We start from the raw sequence: 18,559 nt of genomic DNA, 5'->3' as shown, positions 1-18,559 counted from the left end.
CGGGAGGAGGTGTCCTGTCCCAGGAGTCAAGATCATGTGACCGACGCGAGGGCCGCGCCCGGCACCTCCTCATACCTCCGTATGCGCCCGCTCCGGAATCGCCGCACCGTCCGCCCGGCCGGAAATTCAGGTGTCGCCCCTCACACCCCTGCGGCACCCTGGAGCCATGAACCACCAGCGATCCGTACGCCTCTCGAAGTACCTCGCCAGGCATCTGCGGCACGCTCCGGAACGCATCGGGATCACCCTGGACGCCCAGGGCTGGGTCCCCGTGGCCGAGCTGATGGCCGCGGCGGCGCACCACGGATTCCCCTTCTCCCGTGCGGAGTTGGGTGCCGTGGTGGCCGCCAATGACAAACAGCGCTACACCATCGAGGGCGACCGGATCCGCGCCAACCAGGGCCACTCGGTCCCGGTGGACCTCGCGCTGCCACCGGCCGTGCCGCCCGCGTTTCTCTTCCACGGAACGGTGGCCCGCAGCCTCGCCGCCATCCGGAGCGAAGGGCTGCGTCCCATGACACGGCACGCCGTCCACCTCTCGGCGGACCGCGCCACCGCCACCCGGGTGGGCGCCCGCCGCGGCACGCCGGTGGTCCTGAGCGTGGACGCGGGGGCGATGCACCAGGCCGGTCATGTCTTCCAGGTCAGCGCCAACGGCGTCTGGCTCACCGCTGCCGTCCCGGCCCCGTTCCTGCGCTTCCCGGGCTGAACGACCGGGGCGGCGAGGCATCCGGGGTGCGGGCCGGTTCCGCCCGGGCCACGCGCTACCGCGGCACCTGGAAGCCGCCGATCCTCCGCTCCAGCAGCTCGGCCAGCCGCAGCGGGGTACGGTCCTCGGACATCGGGCCGATGAGCTGCACTCCCACCGGCAACCCCTCGGGTGACCGGCCCGCGGGCACGGCGGTGGCGGGCAGACCGGGCATGGTGGCCAAGCCGGCCCAGACGAGCTGGTCGAGGTACGGGTAGTCGACGCCGTCGATATCGATCCGGCGCTCCCTGGGGTCGGGGATGTGGTCGTGCGGGAACGCCGGAGTGGGCGTGATGGGACACACCACGGCGTCGAACTCGGTGAAGAGCCGTCGCCAGCCGTGGCGGTGGAGTTCGCGGCGACCGTTCGCCTCGATCCATTCACGGTGGCTGAACACCATGCCGCGCAGCCGCATCGCGCCGAGACTCCGGTCGTCCGCGCTCAGTCCGGCGGCGTGGGTACGAAGCTCCTCGTACGCCTCGACGGGAAAGCGGGCGACGGCCCCGGAGAAGAACAACTGCATATAGACCACTGCCGCCTCGGTCAGATCGGGCAGCAGCGGGCTGTGCCGTTCGACGCGGGCTCCGCTGTCGGCAAGCGCCTCCGCCACCCGGTTCACACCCGCCCGCACAGCGGACCCGGTCGGGATGAGCGGATGCTCGTCGAGCACCAGGACCCGGAAGTCGCGCAGTCGCTCATGGCGCGCGGGCGGCAGTGACAGGCCATACGCCACACCGTGCGTCAGCGGGTCAGGTCCGGCCATGACATCGAGCAGAAGCGTGAGGTCGCGGGCCGTGCGCGCCATCGGCCCCACGACGGCGAGGTCATGGTCGGTCGGCAGTACCGGTGTTGCCGGAGGAGCCATACCGCGGGGCGCCGCAAGCCCGAGTGTCGGTTTGTGCGCGTAGACACCACAGAAGTGTGCGGGGGTGCGCAGCGAGCCGCCGATGTCGGATCCGATGGACAGCGCGCCGAAGCCGGACGCCAGGGCCGCGGCCGATCCGCCGGAGGATCCACCGGCCGTACGACCGTGATCCCAGGGGTTGTTGGTGGTGCCGTGGATCTCGTTGAAGCTCTGGATGTCGTGCAGCCCCAACGGCACATTGGTCTTGCCGAGTACCACCGCACCCGCGGCCTTGAGCCGTGACACCTGTACCGCGTCCTCGGCGGGCATATGGTCCCGGTGCTGCGGTATGCCCCAGGTCGTGGGCAGCCCGGCGATGTCGTAGGACTCCTTGACCGTCACCGGGACGCCGAGCAGCGGCCGGTCCTCACCGCGGGCGCGCGCCTGGTCGGCGGCGCGCGCGGCGGCTCGGGCACGGTCGTAGTCCGGCACACAGATCGCGTTGATCGCCTCGTCGTCCCGCTCGATACGGGCGATGGCCTCGTCGGTCAGTTCCGCCGATGTCACTTCACCGGTGCGCAGGGCAGCGGTGAGGCCTTCGGCCGTTTCAAAACTCCACTCCATGAAAATGACCGTAACGGCCCCTGGGCCAGGGCATATAACGCTGTGTCACGCAAGCGTCGCCGTGGCCTTGCCCGACCACCACGGCCTGATGACCGGTGACCGGCCGGCCGGACGCGGCACATGACCATCGGGCCACCTGCGTTGTCGGTGGCGGGTGGCAGCATCGGCGCATGACGAAGACCATGGCATTCGACTGGCGGCCCTTCCTCCTCAAGTGGTCCGGGGAGTGGGCGGATGCGCAGCCGGACGACGAGACCCGGGACGAGGGCGACGAGGCCGCGCGACGCGCGCGGTGGCTCGGGTTCCCGCCCGCGTCGGAGGAGCGGATCGCGGCCATGGAGAAGCGGATCGGCCGGCGGATGCCCCCGTCGTACCGGGAGTTCCTCAAGGTCAGTGACGGGTGGCGGCACGCTGGCGGGTTCGTGTGGCTGCTGGCGGGGACCGAGGGCGCGCGCTGGCACGACAACGAGTCGGGGCTCGCGGAGCTGTTCGAGGAGTACCTGGACGAGGACGCCGGGCCGGAGGAGCGGCTGGAGGCGGACATCTGGCGCCGCGGACTGCAACTCGACGTCGAGTCCGACATCACCCACGTCCTGATGGATCCCGAGGACGTGGACGAGGCCGGCGAGTGGGCCGTGTACACCTGGGCGAGCTGGCGGGCCGCGCCACCCGAACGGCACGCGAACTTCATCGAGTTCATGAGGGAGATGTACCGGGAGTTCCACAGCCTGCGGGCGAACGGGCGTGACGGGGAGCCGGAGTTCGTCAACGACACGACACGGGATCTGGACGCCCTGATGGAGGAGGCCCGGCTGGAGGCACTGCGCGGCGGCTGGGAAGGGGCCGTGAAGACGCTGGACGAGGCCAGGGAGTACGGCAGGCCGCGGGCCGCCGGACTGGGCGACCAGATACGCCGTCTGCTCGGGCAGACCACCGCGGTCCACTTCGAGTCCCTGGTGACCGATCCGCGCTACGCACCCGAGCTGTTGCCCCCGCTGGTCGCCGAACACGCGGACCACTCGTACCGCGACGACTCCACGCTGACGTTCTCGCTGCCGGGTGCCGGCGAGGACGTGATGGCGCTGGCCTACGCGACACTGGACCAGGTGCGGAACGGCACGTACCGGTACATGGCGGCCGGACCGTTCGGGGAAGCGGTCGAGCGGGCGCGCGAGCTGGCGCGATGGGGGGACACCGACGAGGCGTGGCGGACGCTCATCGGCGCTCTGCCCCGGTGGGAGCCGCTGGGACCGGACCACCTCGTACCGCTGGGGTGGGTGGCCGACCCTCTGCTCGGTCCGCTGCTGACCCCGGAGCGGGGCCGTGAGCTGCTGTCCGCTCCCCGGGGCGGGCAGGCGGGTGAGGCGCGGGGGCCCGCGGCGGGGCTCGACCCGGGTGGCCTGGCGTGGCTCGCGGAGCCGGACCCCACCAACAGCCGCGCGTCCTACCGGTTCGTCCTGGTGGAGGGTGCGGAGCCGGAGGAGTTGCCCGGACGTCTCGCGGACGGGGACGGCGCCGTGCTGGACGAGCCCCTGTCCCTCTGGGAGGCACGCCGGCGGTCGCGGGACGGCCGGAGGGAGTTCTCCTCCTATGACGACAGGGCGCTCATGGCGGTCGGCCGGGCCGGCACCGGCTGGAGCTTCGCCTTCGACGATGACCCTGCCCCGTTCGACCGGCGGCGGTTCGTCTCCCCGGCCGCGGCGGCCGGCGGGGGCGCCCGCACGGTGGTGGTGTGGAGCGGTCTGCGGGAATGGCGCGGGGAACCGTTCTTCCACCTCTCGGTGGCGCGAGACGGTGCCGAGCAGTACGCGTTCACCTACGCGGACGGAGAGGTCCGCTCCCACGGGGAGATACCGCGGGCGCTCGACCCGGCCCGGTTCTTCGGCGATCCGGAGGACATCACCGCGGTGGAACGGTCGCTGCTGGAAGCGGTGTCCGGGGAGTTCGGCGTGTGTCTGCCCCGTCACGCCATCGAGAACGGACGGCTGCACACGTTCACCACCCGCTCCTGGACACGGCCGCCGGAGGACGGCGAGACGTACGCGGTGATCCAGGTGATGTGACAGCACGCGTCCCTGGGATGTCAGCGCCGCCCCGCGGCCGGGTTCAGCAGCTGTCGCGGTACGGGACGTCCGGGATGTACGTGGACCAGTCGGCGCGGGACAGACCGCCGCCCGCGCGGTCGCAGACGGCCGCGGTGGCGTGGACGGGGTCGACGGGATAGGCCCGGAGGGGGGTACGGGCCCCGGTCACGAACAGGGTCCGGTCGCCGGGGCCGAACGCGACCGCCAGAACGGGGTCGGCGCCGCTGGTGAACGTGGTCCCCAGCGGTCGCCCCGAGGCGGTGTCCCACAGCCGTACCGTGCCGTTCGCGCCCGCCACGGCCAGGGTCGCGCCGTCGTGGGCGTAGGCGAGGGCGGTCACCGGCTCCCCCTTCCGGGCCTGGTCCGAGTACGTTCCGGAGAGGGAGCCCAGGGCGCGCATCCCGTCGTCGTCGTACACGTTCACCCGGCCGGAGGGGCCGCCCAGGGCAAGCCGTTCGCCGTCGGGACTGTAGGCGAGCGCCAGGGCGTACAGCTGCTCGGCCACGCCCGATGCCTGACGGGCCGAGGGCAGGGTGAAGCCGATCCCGTGCGTGGTGGCGAGGTGTCGCCCGTCGGGGCGCACCGCCATGGCGCCGGCCGGAGGAGCCGACCAGGTGCTTGGTCCGCCACGGGCCTTCTCGGTGTGCTCCGGGACTTCTGTGCGGCGCCGTGCGTCCCACTTCTCCAGTACGGGATCCGGCCGGAGGGCGAAGAGGGAGGAGCCGTCCGGGCTCAGCGCGATGGCATCGGCGCTCTCCCTCCTCTTGCCGCCCGTCGCGAGCACCAGCTCCGCCCGCCGGCGGTGGTTCCGCAGATCCCAGACCGTGATCCGCTCCGGGCGCCCTCCGGTCGTCTCCGATGCGTCGCGTACCTCTGGGGCACCGACCCCGTAGGCCAGCGTCCGCCCGTCGCCGCTGAACGCCAGGTGGGCCCAGCACTGTTCGCTCTTCGCCCGCGTACGGTCGACCGTGCCGCAGTCGACCGGCGGCAGCGGGGTCGCCCGGCCGCCGCGGTCGGTGGGCCGTATCTGGAACCGCATCCGCTCCCGGTGGCGGCGGGCGGTGACGACCATCCGCCCGTCGGGACCGAACGCGGCCTTCTGGGCCGGTTCCCCCCGCCGGGGGGAGGCGATGGCATCGCCCAGGAACAAGGTGCGCACGGCACCGGTGCTGTCGCCGGTCCCCTCCTGGTACCGGATCACGCCCCGGTCGGGATCGAGCCAGTGATCCAAGACGTACTCGTCGACCAGCCGGTGCGAGTAGACCGCCTCGGCGGAGTCCGCGGAGATCCGCCACAGTGTGATCTTCCGGTCGCCCACCGTGGAGACGAACCGCCCGTCGCGGCTGAAGCGGACGCCCTCCGGCTTGTCGCCCTCGTACGGGATCCGCACCGTCTTCCCGGACCTCAGGTCCCAGATGACCGGCTTTTCACGACCGACCGCCAGCCTGCGGCCCTGCGCATCGAACTCCCAGCCCCTACCGCTGCTGGGGCTCTTGGCGGTGCCGCAGACGGCGCTCGACAGCGCCGCCGCGCGGGGCGCGCGCACCCGACGCCGCGCGGTGATGTCCCAGAGCTCCAGGGAATGCCCCGCGCACAGCGCCATGAGCCGGTCGTCCGGACTCACGTCGACCGGGTAGACGCCCTTGCCCTCGCGCTGGAACACCCGGCGTCCGCGCCGTACCTCCCACAGTCCGGCCGAGTGTCCGTCGGACAGGAGCACCGTGCGCCCGCTCGGGGCGTACTGGGCGTCCATCTCCTCGGTGAGGGGAGCGGGGCGCGGGCCGACCCGCTTCCCGGTGGTGAGGTCACGCGCGGTCAACCGGCCGCCCGCCGCCACCAGCAGCCGCCGTCCGTCCGGGGACAGATCCTTCACCTGCTCACCGCCGGCCAGGCGGAGTTCGCCGGTCCGGCGGTGTCCGGCCACATCCCAGCGCTGTGCCCGGCCGGCCACGACGTGCACCAGCGTCCGCCCGTCCGCGCTGACGTACTCGTCCCCGTCGGCCACCGCGCCGGGAACGGTGAAGGAGTCCTGCTCCTGCTGCGTCACGGCCCCCAGCAGCGCCGCCCGGGCCTCGTCGGTATGGCTGATCCGCCACGCGGCGGCGCTCAGCCGCAGTGCCGTCACCGGGTCGGCGGAGCGCATGGTCTCCGCGATCGACGCGACACGGCGGGAGGTGGCCTCCGCACGGCGCCGGTCGCCCTCGCGGTTCTGCTGCCAGGCCACCACTCCCGCCACCATCGCCAGGACGAGCAGCAGGGACAGCGTGCCGACCACCGCACGGACCCTGCGGCGCTCGCGCCGCCGCCCGGCGCTGCTCGCCGTGAGGAACGCCCGCTCCAGGGAGGTGAGGGCGGCCCGCTCCCGGTCCGGGGCGAACGCCTCCTCCGCCTCCGCCAGCCGTGTCCCGCGGTACAGCGCGCCGGGATCCCGGTGCAGCCCCTGCCACGCCCGCGCCGCCTCCGTCAGCTTCCGGTGGACGCGCAGCCGTCCGCGGTCCTCCTCGATCCAGCCCCGCAGCCGCGGCCAGGCGGTGATCAGCGCCTCATGGGCAAGGTCCACCACCCCGTCGTCGACGGTCACCAGGCGGGCCCGGACCAGACGTTCCAGCACCACCGCGGTGTCGTCCGACGCGTCCTCCGGTGTGCCGTCCCCCTCCAGCTCGGCCCGGTCCACCGGGCGTCTGGTGTCCTGCGCGCCCTCGCCCGGGGTGATCAGCCGCAGCAGGATCCGGCGGGCCAGCTCCGCCTGGCGCGTGGACAGTTCACCGTGGACCCGCTCCGCCGTAGCGGCGATCGCGCCGTGGACCCCGCCCACGGACTCGTACGCCTCCTCCGTCAGCGTCCGTCCGCGCCGCCGCCGCCAGGTCTCCAGCAGGGCGTGGGACATCAGCGGCAGACCGCCCGGTTCATCGGCGGCCTCGGCCACGATCCGGGCGGTCAGCGACCGCTCCACGATCAGGCCCGCCGCGGCGGCCGGTTTCACGATCGCCTCGCGCAGCTCGGCCGGTGCCATCGGGCCGACGAGCAGCGTGGCATCGCGCAGTGCGGCCGTCAGCCGGTGGTGTGCGGCGCAGTGGCCGAAGAAGTCGGCCCGTACGGCGATGACGACGCGCAGCCGGCTCTCCGGATCGCAGGCGGCGAGCAGCGCGTCGATGAACTCCTGGCGCTCCGAAGATTCCTGACAGAGCGTGAACACCTCCTCGAACTGGTCGACGATCAGCCAGGTGTCACCGCCCCCCGCCTTCGCGGCCGGCGCCGCGCGGTGGGTACGGGCCGGGTGCTCACCCGGGGTCAGAAGCCGGATCACGGCCGGCGGCTGTGCCGCCGGCCGGGCGCCACCGCCGGTCCCGGGGTCCCGGAGGGCGGGGATCAGGCCCGCGCGCAGGAGCGAGGACTTGCCGCTTCCGGAGGGGCCGAAGACGGCGGTGAACCGATTGCTCCGCGCCAGCTCCACGACATCGGCGGCCAGCCGGTCCCGGCCGAAGAAGCGCTCGTGGTCCCCCGGTTCGAAGCGGGCCAGGCCGCGATAGGGCGGGTCGGCGCCGTCCTCCTCGGCCCGCTCCACGGCCGCCGCCTCCGCCGCCTCCGCGGCCGCTTCCCGCCAGCGCTCCTCCCACTCCGCCCGGTCCCCGCCACAGACCTCGGCGTAGGCCAGCGCCACCGGCAGCGAGGGCAACTGCTCGCCCGCCGCCGCCTGCGACAGGGTCGTGACCGAGTACCGCGCCCGCTGCGCCATCGCCCGGTAGGTCGGCCCACCGGCCTCCTGACGGAGCTTGCGCAGCTCGTAGGCGAAGCGCTCGACCGGACCCGCGCTCGGGTCCACCGGCCTCTCACGACGCCCCACCCGTTCCCCCTCCCCCGGTCCCCCGCTGTGCTGTCCCGCTCGCTCGGTCGACCCAACTACCGGCACATTCGCGATTGTTCGGTCCTTCGGACGGGGGCTGCCGAACAACCGTACAGCCGCTGGAATGGCGGAGCGGTCGGCCCCGGGCCCCTCGCAGGGAGCGCCGCACCGGCCGTCCGCTGACGTCGATGAGGAGAGACAGCAACGTGAAAGAGTTGATCAGTACCCGCGGAATCCGCGGGGCGATGGTGGCGTGTGCCGCGCTGACCCTGGCGGCGAGCACGGTGCCGGTGTTCGCGGCCTCACCGCACTCCACCGGGTGGAGCGAGTCGAGAGTGACCCGGAGCGACGCCGCCCTCTTCGCCTCCACACGACCCGAAGCGGGGACCACCTGGGTGGCCGGCACTCGGTTCGTTCCCACGGGAGACGACAGCTACGAGCTCGTGCCCACCCTGTGGGAGCGCGACGAACGCAAGGGCTCGGGCTGGAAGCGGGTGAAGACGGCGCCTGTGCCCCGGGGTGACGACGTCCGGTTCAATGACGTCGATGCCTCTTCGCCGCGCAACGGCCTGGTGGTCGGTGACTACGTCAGACGACTCGGTGGCATGGCGACGCAGCGCTGGAACGGCAATGTGTGGAAGCCCGCTGTCGCTCCGGTGCCCCACGGAGTGAGGGACGCCGGGTTGGTCTCCGTCGACACCCGCGCCTCCCGTGATGCCTGGGGAGCGGGCTATGCGTACCTGCGCACCGAAGGCGGCTCCAGCATGGTCGGATTGCTCCAGCACTGGGACGGCACTCGGTGGAAGGAGGAGAAGCTGCCGGACATCGCCGAAGGGGACACGGACGTCTGGTGGCAGCTGTCGGACGTCACCGCCCTCGCCGCCGACGATGTGTGGGCGGTCGGCAACACGTCGAGCAGAAAGGCCTCGGAGCCGGTGCTGCTGCACTACGACGGCACACGCTGGAACAAGGTCGCCGTTCCCGAGGTCGGTACCACGCGCACAGAGCTGAGGGAGGCCGTCGCCGGACCGGACGGGCACGTGTGGGTCGTGGGGCAAACCCAAGCGCCTGACAAGTCCTGGCAGGGGCTGGCACTGCACTACGACGGCAAGAAGTGGACCAACGTCCCGGTGCCGAAGGGAACCGGGGCGCTGACCTCGGTCGCGATCAGCCAGGGGGACCCCGTCGTCCTGGAGGAGACGGCGGAGGACACCAGCGCCGTGCTCCGCTACTCCGGCGGAAAGTGGGTGTCGATGAAACTGCCCGCCGGCGGCGCCCAGCCGTACTCGGCAATGGACATCTCCGTCTCGGGCCGGACCATCGACGTCGTCGGCGACCGCCCGGGCACGGCCACCCAGGAGGTGGGTCCCGGCTCGCTGCTGACCACGCGCCAGTAGCGGTGGGCGGGAGGGGATGGGCCGGTGCCGGTCCATCCCCTTCCGTTGGTCCGGGCCCGCTCGTGTCAGCGGGGCCGGTAGGCGGTGGCCAGTACGGAGACGGTGACCTGGTCGGGCAGGAGACCGCGATCGGCCAGGTCCGCACCGTTCAGATGGCGTGCGCTCGGTGTCATCCCCACCAGATCGAGGGCCTCGGGCCGGGTCAGGGGCGTGACGTACTCGACCGGTTCGGTATCCACGGCCTCGAAGAAGGGGGCCAGCGCCGTGTGCAGACGGTGTTCCTTGGCCGGGTCGATCGCCACCAACCCGGGCACCCGGCCGCGCAGTTCGCGCAGGTGCCGCGCGGTCGGACGGACGACGACCAGCCGGCCGCCCGGGCGCAGCACCCGGTGGAACCCGGACGGGTTGCGCGGGGCGAACACGTCCAGCACGACATCGGCCATCCCGTCGGCCAGCGGGAGGCGACGGAAGACGTCCCAGGTCGCGGCAGCCGCCCGCGCATGGGCGCGGGCCGTGGCGCGCAGGGCGCGCACCGAGGTGTCCAGGCCCAGACCGCGGGCGTCGGGCAGCCGGTCGAGGACACCGGCCAGGTAGTAGCCCGTACCGCATCCCACGTCCACCACGGTGTTCCGCTCCGGCGCGGCGTCGGCCGCCAGTTCCGCCACGGTCCGGCGGATCGGCGCGTAGCTGCCGGTGGCCAGGAACCGGTCCCGGGCCCGGGCCATGGCCGCGTCGTCGCCGCTGGTGGCGCGGGTGCCCGTCAGGAGGCTGACATAGCCGTACCGGGAGATGTCGAAGGTGTGGCCCGCCGGGCAGCGCAGGGCGCCGCGGTCGGGGTGGAGAGGGGCCCCGCACAGGGGACAGCGCAGGAGATCGAGGAACGATGCGAGGGCAGGGGGAAGCGAGACGGGCACAAGACACTCCTGGCGACGGTGAAAGGAAGGGACCGTGCCTGCGCGCGCTCAGAAGGTGGCCGTTCCCGGAGGAACGGATCGGCGTCGGCCCTCGATAGGGGCAGCGCCGGAACGTGGATCGTGCGGCAGGCACACCGAGGAGGGCGATGCCGTCCGGCATCGCCCTCACAGCCTCCCGATCAGTGGAAGCAGCAGTGCGGAGTGCTCATGAAGTCCACGCCACGACTTTACAAGGCGACGCGAACACGTCCTGGCCGGCCCACCACTGGCGGAAGTCCTCGTCCTGTGAGGACAACTCGCCCACCGGTGCGCGTGGTTGGTGACCACCACCCCCGGCGCCGTGGTGACCGAGCCGCTCTCCCACACCGGGCAACGAGCAGATCCGGACGGATTACGAGGCGTGGAAGGAGTCCGCGGGCGGCGCCCTGGACCCGCGGGCCGTGGCGGAGGCGACCGGCTACGCCTGCCGGCAGCCGCGGAACGTCACCATCCGCGAGATCGTCCTCGCCGCCACCGGCCAGGAAGCCTGGCCTGGTCGCGCCCGGGAGGGCCGGGCGAGGCGGGAGCTCGAGCCGGACTCAAGCGATGCGGTCGTCGATCAAAAAATGCAGTTTCAATGTTTGACCACAAATTACACACATCCTCTCTTCATACTGGCCCCGATGGTCTAGATTGACCGTGCTTCAGCTGTTCGGGCACGAGGCGACCAGTAATGATCTGTACGTCCGGCACCACGGCAAGACAGCAATCGCACCCTCCGCGCCCGGCGTGGGGGTGATCAGTTCTTGGGGCCCGAGAGGGGGCCCCGGGTGTGGGGAGCACCTGGGGCAGAGACGGGTTCCCGCGTACCTCGAGAGCCTGGCAGGGCATGCGCACGGCTGCCGCCAGGGTGGGTTGTTCACATCAGCACTGCGATAGCCGGTACGTCATGCGCGGGAGGCGGGGGCCTCCCGGCGAGAGGAACAGTGCGCGGGGGGCGGGGGCCTCCCGAGGGGAGGAACAGTCGGGAGGCGGGGGCCTCCCGGGGGGAGGAACAGTGTTAGGCGAACACGTCGAACCACTGGGGACCTGGGGGGTTCTGTGCGGCGAGGGGGATTAGTCAGCCCGTTTCCGCCGGCGCGCGGGCGTCCGGCGGACGGGGCAATCAGCCAGCCCGCGATCGACTGGGAGCATCGGTACCGCCGTACCGTGATCACCAGCGACACCGTGGCCACCGCCATCGTGGTGGCGGCGATCGGCAACTTCTTCGGGGCCCGGGACGCGGCCAACTGGCATGAGAAGTGGGGAATCCTCGCGTTCGGCACCGAACTGCTGGTGCTGGGGGCGCTTGCGGTGAGCCGGTCCTGGGCTCCGGCCGTACTCGGCCAGGGCGCGGAGGAGTTCCGCCGGCTCGGACGCTCACTGTTCACGGCGACCGTCGTACTGGCACTCGGCGGTATCGCCCTGACCTCGCGCAACATCAAGCTCTGGATCTTCGTCGCGATCCCCGCGATCGCACTCGTCACCATGACCGCGCGGTATCTGCTGCGCCTGTGGCTGCACAAACAGCGGAAGGAAGGCCAGTGTCTGCGACCGGTGCTCGCCGCCGGGAGCGTGGCCACCGTGCGCGATCTGATCACCCGGACCCGTAAGTTCCCGCATCTCGGCTGGCGCGTGGACGCGGTATGCACGACGGACGGTCTCGGGCCCGACGGTGACCGTCTGGACGGTGTGCCGGTCGTCGGCCGACTGGCGGACGTCGCGGGCCACGTCCGCCGCAACGGCTACCGGGTCGTCGCGGTCACCCCGGATCCGCACTGGTCACCGGACCGGCTGCAACGGCTCGCCTGGAACCTCGAGGGCAGCGAGGCCGAGATGGTCGTGGCCCCCGTGCTGATGGAAGTGGCCGGCCCGCGGCTGCACATCGACGCGGTGCTCGGGATCCCGCTGCTGCGGGTCAGCATGCCCACCTTCACCGGGGGCCGCCGGGCGGTCAAGGGGGTCGTCGACCGGGTCGGCGCGGCGATCCTGCTGATGCTGTTCGCGCCGCTGATGGTGCTCGTCGGGCTGCTCGTGCTGATGGACAGCCGGGGCGGGGCGTTCTACCGGCAGCGCAGGGTCGGCAAGGACGGCCGCGAGTTCACCATTCTCAAGTTCCGCACCATGGTCACCGGGGCCCACGACGCACGTGGCGAACTGGCCGGCCTCAACGAGGGCGCGGGGCTGCTGTTCAAGGTCCGGCGGGATCCACGGGTGACCCGGGTGGGAGCGGTGCTGCGCCGGTACTCGCTCGACGAGCTCCCGCAGCTCTTCAACGTGCTCACCGGATCGATGTCGCTCGTCGGCCCACGGCCTCCGCTGCCGGAGGAGTCCGCCGCCTACGGCCCGGACATCCGGCGGCGGCTGCTGGTCAAACCCGGGCTCACCGGCCTGTGGCAGATCAGCGGACGCAGCGACCTGCCGTGGGAGGAGGCGGTCCGCCTCGACCTGCGGTACGTGGAGGACTGGTCGCTCGCCCTGGACACAGTGATCTTGTGGAAGACGCTGCGTGCGGTGCTCCACGGACAGGGGGCGTACTGATGCGCGGAGGCCGTCGTCCGGCCGACGCGGGGACCGCAGGCCACAAGGGTCTGCCGTGGGGGAGGAACGCGTCATGAGGATCAGCGTTTTCGGGCTCGGCTACGTGGGCTGCGTATCGGCCGCGTGTCTGGCCAGTATGGGGCACGAGGTCATCGGGGTGGACGTCAACCAGGTGAAGGTCGACCTGGTCAACGACGGCAAGGCCCCGGTGGTCGAGGACCGGATCGGCGAGCTCACCGCCGAGGTCGTACGGGCCGGGGCGTTGCGCGCCACCGTCGACGTCCGCGAGGCCATCATGGGCAGCGAGGTGTCGCTGGTGTGCGTGGGCACACCCTCGGAGCCCAACGGCAGCCTGTGCACCACGTACTTGGAGCGGGTCACCGAGGAGATCGGCGCCGCACTGGCCGAGAGGGCCGGGCAAGGAGGCCGGCACACCCTCGTCTTCCGCAGCACCATGCTCCCGGGCACCTGTCTGAACCTGCTGGTACCGATCCTGGAGAAGTACATCGGCGGTACGGCCGGGGTGGACATCGGGGTCGCGGTCAACCCGGAGTTCCTGCGCGAGGGCACGAGCGTGCTGGACTTCTTCGACCCGCCCAAGACCGTCATCGGCGAGCTCGACCCGGCCAGCGGCGACGTGGTGGCGGCGCTGTACGACGGCTTGCCCGGCGAGGTGTTCCGGGTGCCGATCCCGACGGCCGAGGCGATCAAGTACGCGGACAACGCGTTCCACGGCCTCAAGATCGGCTTCGCGAATGAGCTGGGCGCGGTGTGTCAGGCGCTCGGGGTGGACTCGCACCAGGTCATGGATGTGTTCCTGGCCGACCGCAAGCTGAACATCAGCCCCGCCTATCTGCGGCCCGGTTTCGCCTTCGGCGGCTCCTGCCTGCCCAAGGACTTACGCAGCCTGGTCCACGCGGCGCGGCGGGCCGATGTCTCGGTGCCCATCCTCGCCCATGTGCTGCCCTCCAACGCCGACCATCTGCAGCGCGCGGTGGAGCTGGTCGAGCGCACCGGGAAGCGCCGGGTGGGGCTGTTCGGGCTGTCGTTCAAACCCGGGACCGATGACCTCCGTGAGAGCCCGCTCGTCGAACTGGCCGAGAGACTCTTCGGCAAGGGGTACGACCTGCGGATCTACGACGCCAATGTGAGCCTCTCCCGGCTGCTCGGCGCGAACCGCGAGTACATCGAGACCCGGCTGCCGCACCTCGGGCACCTGCTCGCGGACTCCGTCGACGAGGTGCTCGAGCACGCCGAGGTGTGCCTGGTCGGGACCAGGGATCAGGCCGTGCTGTCGGCGCTGCCCCATGGCGGGAACCCGGTGGTCGTCGATCTCATCCGCCTTCCCGACGCCGAGGCGCGCCGGGCCGAACCGGGGTACATGGGCCTTGCTTGGTAACGCAGTCAGCGGTGACGGGTCGGGCCGACGCGCGCTGATCCTGGTGGAGAACCTGTCGGTGCCGTTCGACCGGCGGGTGTGGCAGGAGTGCACGACACTGCGCGACGCGGGCTGGGAGGTCCACGTCATCTGTCCCCGGGGCGAGAAGCGGGACACGGAACCGGAGGCGCTGATCGACGGGGTGCGGATCCACCGCTACCCGTTGCGCGCGGCCACCGGAGGACCGGCCGGCTACCTGCGGGAGTACGGATCGGCGCTGTGGCACACGGCCCGGCTGGCCCGCAGGGTCGGCCCGGTCCATGTGGTCCATGCCTGCAACCCGCCCGACCTGCTGTTCCTGGCGGCCCGGTGGCTCAGGCAGCGCGGCGCGCGGTTCATCTTCGACCAGCACGACCTGGTACCCGAGCTGTACCTCTCCCGGTTCGACCGCGGCAAGGACCTGCTCTACCGCGCCGTGTGCGCGCTGGAGCGGCGGACCTACCGGGCCGCGGACATCGTGCTGGCCACGAACGAGAGCTACCGGGACGTCGCGGTGCGCCGTGGCGGAAAGCGGCCGGAGGACGTGTTCGTGGTGCGCAGCGCACCCGCGATCGAACGGTTCCAACCGGTGCCGCCCGAGGAGGAGTTGAAGCACGGGAAGCCCCATCTGCTGTGCTACCTCGGCGTCATGGGCCCTCAGGATGGTGTCGACTACGCCTTGCGGGCCCTCGCGAAGCTGCGCGACGAGCTCGGGCGGACCGACTGGCACGCGGTGTTCGTCGGCTCCGGCGACGCCTTCGACGCGATGGTGGCGCTGTCGCGGCGGCTCGGGCTCTCGGAGCAGGTGCAGTTCACCGGGCGCGTTCCGGACGCCGACCTGGTGCGCTACCTGTCGACCGCGGACGTCTGCCTCTCCCCCGACCCGCGCAATCCGCTCAACGACGTGTCGACCATGAACAAGGTCCTGGAGTACATGGCGATGGGCCGGCCGATCGTCTCGTTCGACCTCCGGGAAGCGCGTGTCTCGGCGGGTGAGGCCGCCGTCTACGCGGCCGCCGACGACGAGGCCGAGTTCGCCGGGCTCATCGCCGGGCTGCTCGACGATCCGGAGAAGCGGGCCCGGATGGGCAAGATCGGCCAGGAGCGGATCGGCGGTCAGCTCTCCTGGCGTAACTCGCAGGCGTCGCTGCTCGCCGCCTACGCCGCCGCCTGCGGCCCCTACCGTTCAGGGAAGAGGCAGCGCAGTTGAGTGAGGACGCAATACGCCTGGTCACGATCGGGCGGATCATCCGTCGGCGGTGGCGGCTGCTGACCATCCTCGCCCTGCTGGGCGCGCTCGTCGGCTACGGCACCTCCTTGCTGTTTCCGCCGCGCTACACCACGTCGGCGTCGGTACTGCTGCCGGGGGCGTGGGAAGAGCGCGAGCTGCTGACCCAGGCGGAGATCGCGACCAGTTCGGTGGTGCTCGACCGCGCTGCCGCCTCGCTCGGCTGGAGCGGGGTCGGCGGCGGCGATCTGCGGGACCGGGTGAGCGCCCGGGCCGCCGAGGGGAACATCATCAAGATCTCGGGCACGGCCGAGACCCCGGAACGCGCACAGCGCCTCTCCGACCAGGTGGTCCAGCAGTTCGTCGGCTTCGCCGCGCGGATCGTGGGGGACGACACCGACGCCGACGCGGCGACCGGGCCCGAGGCACTGCGGCAGATGGTGGTGAAGACCAGCCGCCGCATCACCGAGCTGGCCGACGCCGCCGATCCGGGGCGGACCGTGGAGGGGGTGCAGGCCCGCACCGAGCTCGAGAAGCTGCGCACCGCGCTCCAGGAAGCCATGAAGAAACTGGACGACGCCGACCCGGCGGCCGACAGGGCGAGCCTGGTCGTCATGGGACCGGCGGCCCCGCCGGACGGCGAAGCACCGCCGACCAGGACACAACTCATCATCGGCGGGGCGCTGTTGTTCTTCGTGTTCGCGGTCATCGGCCACCTCGCCGCCGCACGGGCCAGCCGCCGGCTGCGCACCGAACCGGAGATCGCCGCGGCCCTGGGCTCGACGCTGCTGGGTACCGTCGACGTACCCGGTGAACGGCGCGCGTACCGGCCGGAAGGCCGTGGCGCACGGGCCCGGATCCGCCGGCTGCTGGGCACCGATGTCCGGTGGGACCTGCCGACCCCGCAGACCTCCGGCGACGAGGCCGACCGGCAGATCCGCTACCGGCGGGTGTGCGCCCGGCTCCGGGACCGACTGCCCACCCCCCGGCGGCTGCTGGTCGTCGTCCCGGACGGCGACGAGATCGCCCGCCGGGCCGCCGGGCAGCTCGTCGCCGAAGCCGGGACCGACGCTTCCCCGGCCGCTTCGGGCGGGGGATTCCCCGTACTGCGGATGGTGGGGGTCTCGGTGTCCCAGCCGATGGTGCCGGACCGTGACGAGGAGTCCGGTGCCCTGGTCGTGCTCAGCGCCGGCAGCTGGACCGCGGGGGAGCTCGCCGGTGTCGCCGAGGCGTGTGCGGACGCCAAGCACGAGGTCGTCGGCATCGTCCTCGCCGGTACGGTCCGGGCCCGCCCCCTGCGGTCCGGCGGACACCGCCGGGGGGCCGCCGCTCCGGCACTCGCGGTGGGCGACGGCGCGACGGGAGGTTCAGGGTGACCACACGTACGACTTCGGAGTCGCCGGCCGCCGCTCCGCTGCTGGATCTGCAGGCACTGGTGGTGGCGGTGCGCAGGCGCCGCCGTCTGTGGTGCTCCATGGCGCTGCTGGGGCTGCTCGTCGGCGCGGCGATGGCGGTCCTGATGCCGCCGGCGCCGACCGCGGTGACCAAGGTGCTGGTCTCGCACCAGGAGGACCAGCCGAACGACACCGGAACGCTGATCCGCACCGATGTCGAGCTGCTGGGGACCACACGGATCGCCGGCAAGGCCCTTCAGGCCCTCGGTTCCCCCGAGAACCCCGAAGACTTCATGCAGGACTACCGGGGTACCGGCCTGACCAACAACCTGCTGCAGATCGATGTGACGGGTGACAGCGACGCGGAAGCGGTGGCCCGCGCCGAGGCGCTGGCCGACACATTCGTCGCCGACCATGTGAAGCGGATGCGGGAAACCGCGAAGGCCGAGGCCAAGGCCCTGCTCGACCAGCGTGACCGGATGCGGAACGAGCTCGCCAAGATCAACAAGGCGATCGGGGACCGATCGCCGGAGAGCGGCCCGAAGGCGTCGGCGAGCATCGAGTCGCTCTACGCCCGCCGGGCCGAGCTCAACTCGCGGATAGCCGACTTCGACCAGCGCGCCGAGGAGGCGCGCATCGGTACGCCCAAGCTGGTCGCCGGCACCCAGATCGTGGACGCCCCGCACGCGGTGCGGCACTCCCTGCCCAAGGCCGCGGTCACCGACGCCGTGATCGGGCTGGTCCTCGGACTGGTCCTCGGACTCGCGGTGGCCGCGGTCGGCGCGGTGGTGGCGGACCGCCCCGTGCTACGCCGGGAGATCGCGGCGAACCTGGGCGCCTCGGTCATCGCGGAGCTGCGCCGGGTGCCCCGCCGGCCGGGCAGACCGTGGCAGCGCCGGCGGACCCGGGCGACACACGAGCGACTCATCACGACCCTGGCCCGGACCGTGCGCGGCTCCGCGGAAACGGTGTCGCTGCTGGAACTGGGCTGTGCGCGCCGTACGAGTCTGATCGCCGTGGACCTCGCCGGGGCACTGGCGGCGGACGGTCCGGTGGTCATCGTCGACGGTCTGCCGGGTCCGCAGCTCGCCGACTGCCGCCGGAAGCCGGGAGACCCGGCCGTGGTCAGCGGCGAGGGTGCCGCGACCGTACCGCGTCAGGCGCGCAAGCTCGGCGTCGGCTCGGTGGCGCCCGGTACGGCGTGGACCGATCTGCGGTACCTCGGCGGCCAGACCGTGCTGGTCGTGCGTGCCGGGCACGGCAGCGCCGCTTGGCTGCACACCGTGGCGCGGCAACTCGCCGACCAGCGCATTCCGGTGCTCGGTGTGGTGCTGATCGATCCCGATCCGCGGGACCGGACCGACGGCACGCTGTGGGACGGGCTGCATATCGCGCTGCGGGGCCAGAGCGAGCGGCTGGCCCGGCAGAACGAGATGGGCCAGCTGCGGACCGAGCGGCCGATGTGGGCCGCCCGGGTCCCGGCCAACGACCAGGAGGCGCGGTAGG

Annotated in this window: 11 protein-coding genes; 8 read left to right on the top strand and 3 right to left on the bottom strand. The window is 72.1% G+C overall.

Annotation, left to right across the window (positions count from 1 at the left end):
- Positions 1 to 166 precede the first annotated feature (166 nt).
- Positions 167 to 709 (top strand): RNA 2'-phosphotransferase, encoded by a 543-nt coding sequence (locus tag AC07FT_RS16985; RefSeq protein WP_479176860.1) that lies wholly within the window; start codon positions 167 to 169, stop codon positions 707 to 709.
- A gap of 55 nt (positions 710 to 764) precedes the next feature.
- Here AC07FT_RS16985 and AC07FT_RS16980 read toward each other — a convergent pair whose 3' ends face one another.
- A complete protein-coding gene (locus tag AC07FT_RS16980) occupies positions 765 to 2,216 on the bottom strand; it encodes an amidase (protein WP_479176859.1) in 1,452 nt (483 codons plus the stop codon).
- A gap of 170 nt (positions 2,217 to 2,386) precedes the next feature.
- Between AC07FT_RS16980 and AC07FT_RS16975 the strand changes: the two genes are divergently transcribed.
- On the top strand, positions 2,387 to 4,279 hold the full coding sequence (locus tag AC07FT_RS16975; protein WP_479176858.1) for an SMI1/KNR4 family protein: 1,893 nt from the start codon (positions 2,387 to 2,389) through the stop codon (positions 4,277 to 4,279).
- 43 nt (positions 4,280 to 4,322) lie between these two features.
- On the opposite strand, the gene AC07FT_RS16970 is transcribed toward AC07FT_RS16975, so the two are convergent.
- Positions 4,323 to 8,123: an nSTAND1 domain-containing NTPase gene (locus AC07FT_RS16970; RefSeq protein ID WP_479176857.1), complete on the bottom strand. Its 3,801-nt coding sequence runs from the start codon at positions 8,121 to 8,123 to the stop codon at positions 4,323 to 4,325.
- 227 nt (positions 8,124 to 8,350) lie between these two features.
- Between AC07FT_RS16970 and AC07FT_RS16965 the strand changes: the two genes are divergently transcribed.
- Positions 8,351 to 9,541 carry a hypothetical protein gene (locus AC07FT_RS16965; RefSeq protein ID WP_479176856.1) on the top strand — a complete coding sequence of 397 codons (1,191 nt, stop codon included), beginning with the start codon at positions 8,351 to 8,353 and terminating at the stop codon, positions 9,539 to 9,541.
- Positions 9,542 to 9,606: 65 nt separating this feature from the next.
- Here the strand turns inward: AC07FT_RS16965 and AC07FT_RS16960 are convergent, their stop codons facing one another.
- Positions 9,607 to 10,455 carry a putative RNA methyltransferase gene (locus tag AC07FT_RS16960; protein WP_479176855.1) on the bottom strand — a complete coding sequence of 283 codons (849 nt, stop codon included), beginning with the start codon at positions 10,453 to 10,455 and terminating at the stop codon, positions 9,607 to 9,609.
- Positions 10,456 to 11,535: 1,080 nt separating this feature from the next.
- Here AC07FT_RS16960 and AC07FT_RS16955 point away from each other — a divergent pair.
- The 5 genes from AC07FT_RS16955 to AC07FT_RS16935 all read left to right on the top strand — a co-directional run bounded on the left by AC07FT_RS16955 (position 11,536) and on the right by AC07FT_RS16935 (position 18,558).
- Positions 11,536 to 13,014, top strand: a complete 1,479-nt coding sequence (locus AC07FT_RS16955) for a sugar transferase (protein ID WP_471198170.1) — start codon at positions 11,536 to 11,538, stop codon at positions 13,012 to 13,014.
- 73 nt (positions 13,015 to 13,087) lie between these two features.
- The gene (locus tag AC07FT_RS16950; protein ID WP_479176854.1) at positions 13,088 to 14,413 is read left to right on the top strand and encodes a nucleotide sugar dehydrogenase; all 1,326 of its coding nucleotides are present in this window, start codon (positions 13,088 to 13,090) and stop codon (positions 14,411 to 14,413) included.
- Positions 14,403 to 15,641, top strand: a complete 1,239-nt coding sequence (locus AC07FT_RS16945) for a glycosyltransferase family 4 protein (protein ID WP_479176853.1) — start codon at positions 14,403 to 14,405, stop codon at positions 15,639 to 15,641. The genes AC07FT_RS16950 and AC07FT_RS16945 overlap by 11 nt, the downstream gene beginning before the upstream one ends.
- Positions 15,638 to 17,035: a Wzz/FepE/Etk N-terminal domain-containing protein gene (locus AC07FT_RS16940; protein ID WP_479176852.1), complete on the top strand. Its 1,398-nt coding sequence runs from the start codon at positions 15,638 to 15,640 to the stop codon at positions 17,033 to 17,035. The genes AC07FT_RS16945 and AC07FT_RS16940 overlap by 4 nt, the downstream gene beginning before the upstream one ends.
- The gene (locus AC07FT_RS16935) at positions 17,032 to 18,558 is read left to right on the top strand and encodes a Wzz/FepE/Etk N-terminal domain-containing protein (RefSeq protein WP_479176851.1); all 1,527 of its coding nucleotides are present in this window, start codon (positions 17,032 to 17,034) and stop codon (positions 18,556 to 18,558) included. The genes AC07FT_RS16940 and AC07FT_RS16935 overlap by 4 nt, the downstream gene beginning before the upstream one ends.
- The last annotated feature ends 1 nt before the right edge of the window (position 18,559 follow it).

It is taken from the genome of Streptomyces sp. NPDC045899, from assembly GCF_056431485.1.
Note: the sequence above shows the minus strand (reverse complement) of the source record. Positions and strands in the feature narration are given on the sequence as shown.